Origin of the sequence: Streptomyces albus subsp. chlorinus (assembly GCF_013302895.1) — a bacterium.
GTDB lineage: Bacteria > Actinomycetota > Actinomycetes > Streptomycetales > Streptomycetaceae > Streptomyces > Streptomyces chlorinus.
Genome location: NZ_VJOK01000001.1, coordinates 4,609,964 through 4,618,696, shown reverse-complemented (window position 1 = coordinate 4,618,696; position 8,733 = coordinate 4,609,964). Strand labels below are relative to the sequence as shown.

Genomic DNA, 8,733 nt, shown 5'->3' with positions numbered 1-8,733 from the left:
GGCGAAGGCGCCCAGGGCCGCCCCGGCGCCGAAGTCCCCGGAGTAGAGGGAGGGCAGCGCGCTCTCCTCGGCGGGGTCCTCCGCGGCCGTCGGCTCCAGGTAGGGGCCGCTGGGCGGGGCGGAGGGGGCGCGGTCCACGGCGCGCAGCGCCATCGTCACCCGGGTGTACAGTCCGGCGTCGCGGACCTCGCCCTCCCCGTAGCGCAGGTTCTCGGTGCTCTCGTGGAGCGCGCCACTGGCCACCCCGGCGCCGTAGTTGATGACGTCCAGCTCGCCGTCGTCGTCGGCCTGCGCGACGACGTAGACCGCGTCGCCCGCGCCGCCCAGCCGCTCGTGGAGGAGCTTGGCGAGCAGTTCGCCGTCGCCCTCCGCCTCGTCCTCCGGACCGAGGGGGACGACGACCACCCGTACGGGTACGTCGGCGTGTGCCACCCGTTCCCGCAGGGCGGCGAGCTGCTTGCGGTTCAGCACGCCGCCGGCGAGCGGGTCCACGTAGACGGGGTCCTCACGCAGCCCGGCGGCGACCCGCACGGTCCTGGCCCTCATGTCGGCGGCCGTGGGCAGCGGGTCGCCGTCCGAGCGGGTGTCGGCGTACACGAGGGGAGCGCCGAAGCCGATGACAAGGGCGCTCACCGCCGCTGCGGGCACCACCACGCGCGGGCCGGGACCCCTGCGGCCGCGCCCGCGGTGCACGTACCAGCCGGCGGACAGGATGAGCAGCGGCACACCGGTCAGCAGGATCCCGGTCCGGAAGCTCTGGTTGTCGCGGTCGGTGGAGCTGGTGTGCAGCGGCTCGGGCTCCTTCCCCGTGCGGCTGGCCTCGGCCCCCTGGTCGGCACGCCGTGCGGCGTCCCCGGAGCGGAGGACGGCGACGAAGTGCCGGAAGGATTCCAGCGCGCCCGCGTCGTAGGGGAGTTCGAAGGTGGTCGCCATGGCGGCGTCCCTCGCCGGGACGTCCACACCGAACGCCGCCGCGTCCGTGGTGCCGCTGCTGCCGACCAGGACGTACAGGCCCTTCTTGGCGAGCCGGTCGTGCACCGCCGCCAGCAGCCCCTCGGCGCCGCCCGCGCCCCTGCCCGGCACCCCGGGAAGCACCAGCACATACGTCGGCACGCCGGTCCGCCGGGCCTCCTTGACGAAGGCGGGCCGGGCGGAGAGGGGGACGCTGCGCGGCACCTGGTCGGAGATGTGGACCGGGCTCTTCCTCAGCTGGGCGGCGAGGTAGGCGGCGGGTGTGGCCCGCTGCCCGGACGCGGCGGCCCCGCCCGCGCCGCCGAGCACCGTCACCGCCGCGAGTACCAGCCCGCACCCGGCCGCGCGCCCTCGCCCCCGCATGGCCCCTCCCCGTTGTCCCGCTGTCCGCCTGTCCCTCTGACCGGCTGTCCGGGGTCCGGCTGTCCCGATGTCTCCGCCGGTCCCGCTGTTTCCGCCGGTCTCGACGCGGCGTCCCGGCGTTCTCCGGGGAGCCCATCCTGCCGCCTCACCGACGGTGACCGAAACCCACCGGTGCCTCAGGGCCGGGGGCGGCGGCGCCGTTTCCGCACGTACCGCCTTATACCTGTTCGAACCGCCAGCGGTGCACCGGCCGGGCGCGCAGCTCCTGCGGGGGGTCGGGGAGTTCGGGGACCTCGGCGTCGTAGGCGGCCGGCCACCAGGTGATGACGAGGACGCGTTCGCCGGGGGCGGTGAAGTGTTCGCGGCGGGCGGGGGACGGGTCCAGTTCCTGGGCGCGGGCCCAGGCGAGGAGGTCACCGGCCCGGCCGGGGGCGGCCTTGGCCTCCCACATGAGGGCGAGCGTCGGCATCAGGCGTAGAGGTTCTTCCTGCTCGTCTCGTGCACGTGGTCGTGGTCGTGCGCGTGCCCTGGGCCACCGGCGGTGCCGTGCTCCTTGGGGTGCCCCGGCACGTGCGGCTCGGTCACCGGCAGGGAGGAGTCGGCGGGCAGGTCCCAGGAGGAGGCGGCGCGGTTCCGGGCCACCATCTCGGCGCCGAGCGCGGCCACCATGGCGCCGTTGTCGGTGCACAGCTTGGGGCGGGGCACCCGCAGGGTGATGCCGGCGGCGGCGCAGCGCTCCTCGGCCATGGCGCGCAGCCGCGAGTTGGCGGCGACGCCGCCGCCGATCATCAGGTGGTCGACGCCCTCGTCGCGGCAGGCCCGGACGGCCTTGCGGGTCAGCACGTCGGTGACCGCCTCCTGGAAGGAGGCCGACACATCGGCGACGGGCACCTCCTCGCCCGCGTTGCGCCTGGCCTCGATCCAGCGGGCCACGGCGGTCTTGAGGCCGGAGAAGGAGAAGTCGTACGGGGCGTCACGGGGGCCGGTCAGTCCGCGCGGGAAGGCGATGGCGTCGGGGTCGCCCTCCTTCGCGTACCTGTCGATCACGGGGCCGCCGGGGAACCCGAGGTTGAGGATGCGGGCGACCTTGTCGAACGCCTCGCCGGCCGCGTCGTCGATGGTGGAGCCCAGCGGGCGGACGTCGGCGGTGATGTCGGGGGCCAGCAGCAGCGAGGAGTGGCCGCCGGAGACGAGCAGGGCCATCGTCGGCTCGGGCAGGGCGCCGTGTTCGAGCTGGTCGACGCAGATGTGGGAGGCGAGGTGGTTGACGCCGTAGAGCGGCTTGCCCAGCGCGTAGGCGTACGCCTTCGCCGCCGAGACGCCCACCAGCAGCGCACCGGCCAGGCCGGGGCCCGCCGTGACGGCGACGCCGTCGAGGTCCGAGGCGGCGACACCGGCCTCGTCCAGCGCCCGCCGGATCGTCGGCACCATCGCCTCCAGGTGCGCCCGGCTGGCGATCTCGGGGACGACGCCGCCGAACCGCGCGTGGGTGTCCACGCTGGAGGCGACCGCGTCCGCCAGCAGGGTGTGGCCGCGCACGATCCCGACGCCGGTCTCGTCGCAGGAGGTCTCGATGCCGAGGACGAGCGGTTCGTCAGCCATGGGTGTTCGATCCTTGGTGCGTGTTCGGAAGCGTGGGAGGGAGGGGGGTGAGGGGGTGGGCCGGGGTGTCCCCGGGCGCGGTGTCCCCGACGGCGTCGGGCGCGGTGTCCCCGGAGGCGTCGGGCGGCGTGTCCCCGGAGGCGTCGGGCGCGGCGTGGACGGCGGGGTCGGCCAGCCGCATCACCAGCGCGTCCACGCCGGCGGGCTGGTAGTAGCCGCGCCGTACGCCGATGGGGACGAAACCGAAGCGCTCGTACAGGCGCTGCGCGGGCGCGTTGTCGACCCGCACCTCCAGCAGCACCTCGCGGCACTCGAAGTCGGTGGCGGCCCGCAGCAGCGCGCGCAGCAGCCGGGAGCCGAGGCCGGTGCCCCGGTGGGCGGGCAGGACGCCGATGGTCTGGATGTCGCCGGTGCCGTCCACGGCGGCCAGTCCCCCGTAGCCGGCCAGGGAGCCGTCCGGCTCCTCGGCGACCAGGTAGCGGCGGGTGGCGCCCGGACCGCGCGCGTGCGCCAGTTCGGACCAGAACATCCCGGCCGACCAGGCGTCCTCGGGGAACAGCTCGGCCTCCAGACCGAGCACCGGCTCGATGTCCCACCAGCGCATCTCGCGCAGCGCGACGGCCCGGGGCGGAACGGCGGCGCTCACTTCGGGGTGACCACCTTGTAGCCCGCGGGCACCTGCGCGTCCGGCCGCCGCAGGTAGAGGGGGCGCGGCGGCAGCAGCTCCTCGCCGCGTGCCAGCCGCTCGGCGGCGAGCCGGGCCAGCGCCTCGGCCGACTGGTCGGTGGGCAGGTCGGCGCGTACGCCGCGGAAGACGGACTCGTACAGCACGGCGCCGGCCCCCGCGGACGGCAGGTGGGCGACCTGCTCCTCGATCTCGGCGGGGCGGTCCACGGCCGGGCCGGTCACCCGGGTGCGGCAGTCGTCGTAGCGCGCCCAGTAGACCTCTTTGCGGCGCGCGTCCGTGGCCACGACGAACGGCTCGTCGAGCCCGGCGGCGTACGCGAGGCCGTCCAGCGTGCACACGCCGTGCACGCGCTGGCCGAGCGCCGCGGCGAACGCCTCGGCCGTCGCCAGGCCGACCCGCAGCCCGGTGTAGGGGCCGGGCCCGACACCGACGACGATGTCGGTGACCTCGGCCAGTTTCCGCCCGGCCTCGTCCAGCACCTTCTCGACGCCGGGCAGCAGCAGTTCGCCGTGGCGGCGGGCGTCCACCGTGTGCGCGGCGGCGAGCGTGCGGCCGCCGTCGGCGTCGTGGAGGGCGACGGTCACGGCGGGGGTGGCGGTATCCAGGGCGAGCATCAACACCCGACCAGACTACGGCGCCCGCGCCCCGCCGCCTCACCGCTTCCGGGCCGCCCGGGTCGCGCCGCGCTACCGGGCGGCCTTCACCGGGTCCTTCGTCTCCTTCTCGGCGGCCTTGCCGAACGGGATGTCGACGCCGGTCAGCTCGGCGCGGATGCCGTCCTTCGCCACCGAGACCCCGCGCAGCCGCACATCGCCGGGCAGGTCCGGCAGGGTCAGATGGAGGGCCAGCTTGTCGGCCAGCTTCGGCTCCTCGATCTTCTTGAGGGCCTCCACGAGCGCCGGGTCGATGCCGATCCTCTTCAGCAGCCAGGGGTGCTCGGCCACCACGTCGAGCATGTTGAGGCCCATCACCTTGTCCACGAAGCGCGGGGCACCGGTCACCCGGTGCAGTTCGCGCTCGCTGTGCCGGACGCGCCGGGCGCGCTCGTCCGACAGCCCGAAGCGCCGCGCGACGGACCGCACCCCGAACAGCGCCCGCGCCTTGGCCGCGTCGCGCTGGACGCGCTGGGCCAGCGGACACACCCCGTCCTTCCCGGTGCCCGGCGTGAAGCTGAACAGCTTGGGCACGACCAGCCGCATGTCGTCCACGGTGGTGCCGACCCCGTGGTCGCCGGTGCGCTGCAGATGGGCGCGGGCCCGCACCGTGACCCGGGTTCCCGCGACCGGCAGCTCGCCCGCCGCGCGCACGGTGTGCGGGCCGCCCGCGGTGAAGGTGACCTGCGAGGTGCCCAGTTCGCGGTCGAGGTCGTCGAAGTCGAGCAGCACGTCGCCCTTCATCCGGCCGAGCACCGCGCCGCGCACGGAGGAGGGGGCGTCGCCGACGATCCGCACATCGTCCACGTCGCCGCTGACCTGCGCCACGGAGACCCGTCCCGCGGGCACGTCGGGGATGGCGACCTCGACGTGGTCGAGCCGGCCGCGCGCCACCTGGGTGAGGAACGGGAAGCCGTCGATGTGGACCTCGGGGCGGGCGTGCAGGTGCAGCGAGTGCTGCGCCTTCTCGGCGGCCTTGCCCTCGGCGTAGAGCGCGGCCCAGCGGTCGCCGACGGCGAGGAAGGCCAGCAGCGTGCAGCAGGCGATGGCCAGTTTGACGGTCCTCGTCAGCCGGGAGCGGCGGCGCCTGCGCACGGCCCGCAGATAGGGCATGCGCTCCTCGTAGGCGGGCTCGTAGGCGGCCTCGGCGTCGCGCTCCGCGTCCGAGCGGAGCCCCAGGCCGCCGAGCCCGCCGTCGTACGGGTCGCCCGGGGCCCTCGCGGCGTCGTCCGCGAGCGCGTCGTACGGGCTGGGGCCGGTGCCGCCCGCGGGGGCGTCCGGCGGGGCGAGGGCCGCCAGTTCGTCGTACGGGTTGGACGGACGGCCGCCCACGGGTCCCTGCTCGGGACCGGGGACTTTCGGTATGGGGGTTGTGGAGTGTGGCGATGAACCGTGGGGGGTCATCGCCACATGCGAACACAAGCGCGGCCGTTACTCCAAGTTCCCCGGCCCGCCACCGGGAGGCCACGCCTGCCACCACCCGCCCACGGCCCGTCCACGGCCCGCCGCACCACCGCGCCCGCCCCGCGGCTGCTGCTACCGTCATCGACGGGTGGCTTACTGGAAGCCCCATGCTCATTCCCAGGGCTCGTGTCCAGGGCTCGTGTCCATGAGCGCGCGAGAACCCGCGCAAGAGCGCATGGGACACAAGAACGCATGAGAAGCGCACGAGAGGTGGCGGCGCACGGTGGCACGCAGCAGCGGCGGCAGCGCGGGAGTGGTCGTGGCCGGGCTGACGGCAGCGGCCCTCGCGGTGATCGGCTTCTTCGCGTACCAGGCATCGGCCGCCCAGGAGCGGGACGGCAAACCGTCCGCCTCCCACTCCGCCCACCCCTCGCCGGGGAAGGGCGACGGGAAGGGTGACGGGGACAAGCGCACCCCCGCCGAACGGGAGACGGCCCTGCCCGCCGGCTCCGGGAAGGGCCCGCGCGTCGTCTACGCGCTGAAGCGGCAGCGGGTGTGGCTGGTCGGCAAGGACGGCAGGGCCACCCGCACCTTCGCGGTGGACCCCAGCGCGGTCAGCCCGCGCCCGGGCACCTACAAGGTCACCTCGCGCTCCGCCCATGTGCAGGGCTCCGACGGGGTGCCGGTCGAGAACGTCGTACGGTTCGCCACCGTGGACGGCGTCACCATCGGCTTCAGCGCCGCGCTCGACGGCTCCACCCCCGATCCGGACCCCTCGCACAAGACGGGCGGCATCCGCGAGAAGCGCGCGGACGGCAAGGCCCTGTGGCTGCACGCCCCCGTCGGCACCCCCGTCGTCGTGGTGCCGTGAAACCCGTCGCCGTGGCGCTCTGAGACCGCCTCGCCGTGGTCCTCCGAGGCCGCTCCGCCGCAGTGGTCCGAGACCGCACCGTGGCGCCGCCGCCCGCCCTGCGTGCCCGCACCGGCCGCCCCGCCGACCGCCGGTTCAGCGGTGAGCGGGGGCCCGCCGGTCCTCGCGGGCGGGGGGCTCGGGGTCCGAGGGGGGACGCGAGACGGCGGCCGCGGCCGCGCAGGACGCGAGCAGCTCGCTCATGGGAGGGGTGTCACAGGCCGGCGCGGAACCGCCGGCGGACACCGCCTCGTCCCGCGCAGGCACCTGCTCCGGCCGCTGCCCGGGCTTCTGTGCGGTCATGGTTCCTCCAGGGGCATCAGCACGGCGGCGCACGCCGGGAACGCCCAGCACACCGGGAACGCCGATAACTAAGGCATACCTAACCGTGCCCTCACACCCCATGGGACCACGACCGCCACCGGCCGCGCAACATCTTGCCGACATGCTGTCGGGACAGCGGGCCGGATCAGACGAGGGCCGCGAGATCCTCCGCCGCCCAGCGCTCCCCCACCCCCGCGAGCCTGACGGTGCGCTCGTCGTCTCCGTCCCCGCCACCACCGCCGTCCCCGTCGCCGCCGTCCTCCCCCAGCGCGCGCGAGATGACGACGTGCAGCCGGTCCTCGGTCAGCTCCTCGACCTTGCCCTCGCCCCACTCCACGACGACCACCGACTCCGGCAGCGAGACGTCCAGGTCGAGGTCCTCCATCTCCTCCAGGCCCCCGCCGAGCCGGTAGGCGTCCACGTGGACGAGCGGCGGGCCGTCCGTCAGCGACGGATGGACGCGGGCGATGACGAACGTGGGCGAGGTCACCGCGCCGCGCACGCCCAGGCCCTCGCCCAGGCCCCGCGTCAACGTCGTCTTCCCGGCGCCCAGTTCGCCCGTCAGCAGAACGAGGTCACCGGCGCGCAGCACCCCCGCGAGCCGTACGCCCAGCTCGCGCATGCCCGCCGCGGTCGGCACCGTGACGGTGACCTCGTTCCGGGCCCCGCCGCTCCGCTCGGAAGGGGACCGCCCGGGGGCGTGCCGGCCGGAGGCTCGCGGCCCGGGGGCCTGCTCAGGGGAGGTCTGCCGAGGGGTTGCCGGGTGCTGGTGGTGCGGTGCTTCCATGCGTCCGGATGGTACGCGCCAGCAGCCGGGCCAGGTGCGCGCCGACCTCGTCGGGACGCTCCAGCATGGCCAGGTGACCCGTCGCCTCCAGCAGCACGAAAGCGGCCCGCGGAAGCGCCGCCGCGATCCGCTCGCTGTGCTCGCTCGGCGTCAGCAGATCGCGGTCCCCGGCCAGCACCAGCGCCGGCCGCCCGTCGAAAGCGGCCAGCGCCGCGCTCTTCTCGTGCTCGGCGAACGCGGGGTAGAACTCCGCGACCACGTCCACCGGCACCGACTCGATCAGCCGCTCCGCGAACCGCGCCACCGCGGGGTCCACCTCCCGGGGGCTGCCGAAGGAGTACCGCTTCACCAGCCCCGCGAACAGGTCGGCCGTCGCCCGGCGCCCCCGCTCGACCAGCTCCGAACGGGACGCCAGCGCCCGCAGCACCCCGGGCACCACCCGGCGCGCCGCCCGCACCCCGGCCGCGGGCAGCCCGTAGGTCACCTGCGCCAGCCCGCCCGCGCTGGTGCCCAGGAGGGCGACACCCGCGACGCGCTCGGCCACGTACCCGGGGTACTGCTCGGCCAGCGCCATCACCGTCATCCCGCCCATCGAGTGCCCCACCAGCACCACGGGCCCGGTCGGCGCCGCGGCGTCGAGGACGGCCCTCAGATCGCGGCCCAGCAGCTCGATGGAGACGGTCTCGCCGACCGGCCCGCGCCCGGAGCGGCCGTGGCTGCGCTGGTCCCAGTACACGCACCGCACCGATCCGCGCAGGGCGGCCCGCTGGAAGTGCCACACGTCCTGGTTGAGGCAGTAGCCGTGCGAGAAGACGACGGTGAGCGGCTCCGCGCCGACGGCCGCGTCGGCCGCCGCGGCCACCTCCGCCATCCCGGCCACCTCCGCCATCCCGGCCGCCTCCGGCATCCCGGCTGCCGCGGGTGCGCCGGGGGACGCGCCGGGAACCCTCGGCGGCCGTCTTTGGACCGCGCCCCGGCACCCGCTCCAGAGGGGCAAGTCGGCCGGTTCGTCGGTCTCGTAGTACAGCTC

Annotated in this window: 9 protein-coding genes and 1 pseudogene; 1 reads left to right on the top strand and 9 read right to left on the bottom strand. The window is 75.4% G+C overall.

What is annotated here, in order from left to right:
* The 6 genes and pseudogenes from FM076_RS20265 to FM076_RS20240 form a co-directional block, all read right to left on the bottom strand.
* Positions 1–1,335, bottom strand: a pseudogene (locus FM076_RS20265) (hypothetical protein); the annotation flags it as partial.
* 217 nt (positions 1,336–1,552) lie between these two features.
* Entirely contained in the window at positions 1,553–1,804 is a 252-nt protein-coding gene (locus tag FM076_RS20260) for a hypothetical protein (protein ID WP_173872402.1), read from the bottom strand.
* A complete protein-coding gene (tsaD, locus tag FM076_RS20255) occupies positions 1,804–2,937 on the bottom strand; it encodes a tRNA (adenosine(37)-N6)-threonylcarbamoyltransferase complex transferase subunit TsaD (protein WP_173872401.1) in 1,134 nt (377 codons plus the stop codon). The genes FM076_RS20260 and tsaD overlap by 1 nt, the downstream gene beginning before the upstream one ends.
* Positions 2,930–3,583 carry a ribosomal protein S18-alanine N-acetyltransferase gene (rimI, locus tag FM076_RS20250; protein ID WP_428814940.1) on the bottom strand — a complete coding sequence of 218 codons (654 nt, stop codon included), beginning with the start codon at positions 3,581–3,583 and terminating at the stop codon, positions 2,930–2,932. Before rimI ends, tsaD begins: the two co-directional genes overlap by 8 nt.
* Positions 3,580–4,245 carry a tRNA (adenosine(37)-N6)-threonylcarbamoyltransferase complex dimerization subunit type 1 TsaB gene (gene tsaB / locus FM076_RS20245; RefSeq protein WP_173872400.1) on the bottom strand — a complete coding sequence of 222 codons (666 nt, stop codon included), beginning with the start codon at positions 4,243–4,245 and terminating at the stop codon, positions 3,580–3,582. Before tsaB ends, rimI begins: the two co-directional genes overlap by 4 nt.
* 66 nt (positions 4,246–4,311) lie before the next feature.
* Complete coding sequence (locus tag FM076_RS20240; protein WP_345945118.1) at positions 4,312–5,610, bottom strand: LmeA family phospholipid-binding protein; 1,299 nt, start codon at positions 5,608–5,610, stop codon at positions 4,312–4,314.
* 355 nt (positions 5,611–5,965) lie between these two features.
* Here FM076_RS20240 and FM076_RS20235 point away from each other — a divergent pair, with 355 nt between their 5' ends.
* Positions 5,966–6,553 (top strand): hypothetical protein, encoded by a 588-nt coding sequence (locus FM076_RS20235; protein WP_173872398.1) that lies wholly within the window; start codon positions 5,966–5,968, stop codon positions 6,551–6,553.
* A 135-nt stretch (positions 6,554–6,688) separates the two neighbouring features.
* Here FM076_RS20235 and FM076_RS20230 read toward each other — a convergent pair whose 3' ends face one another.
* From FM076_RS20230 to FM076_RS20220, 3 genes are all read right to left on the bottom strand, one after another.
* Positions 6,689–6,895 (bottom strand): hypothetical protein, encoded by a 207-nt coding sequence (locus FM076_RS20230; protein WP_173872397.1) that lies wholly within the window; start codon positions 6,893–6,895, stop codon positions 6,689–6,691.
* 166 nt (positions 6,896–7,061) lie between these two features.
* A complete protein-coding gene (gene tsaE, locus FM076_RS20225; protein ID WP_173872396.1) occupies positions 7,062–7,703 on the bottom strand; it encodes a tRNA (adenosine(37)-N6)-threonylcarbamoyltransferase complex ATPase subunit type 1 TsaE in 642 nt (213 codons plus the stop codon).
* A partial coding sequence (locus tag FM076_RS20220; RefSeq protein WP_173872395.1) for an alpha/beta fold hydrolase occupies positions 7,651–8,733 on the bottom strand: 1,083 nt, incomplete at its 5' end. The genes tsaE and FM076_RS20220, both read right to left, overlap by 53 nt.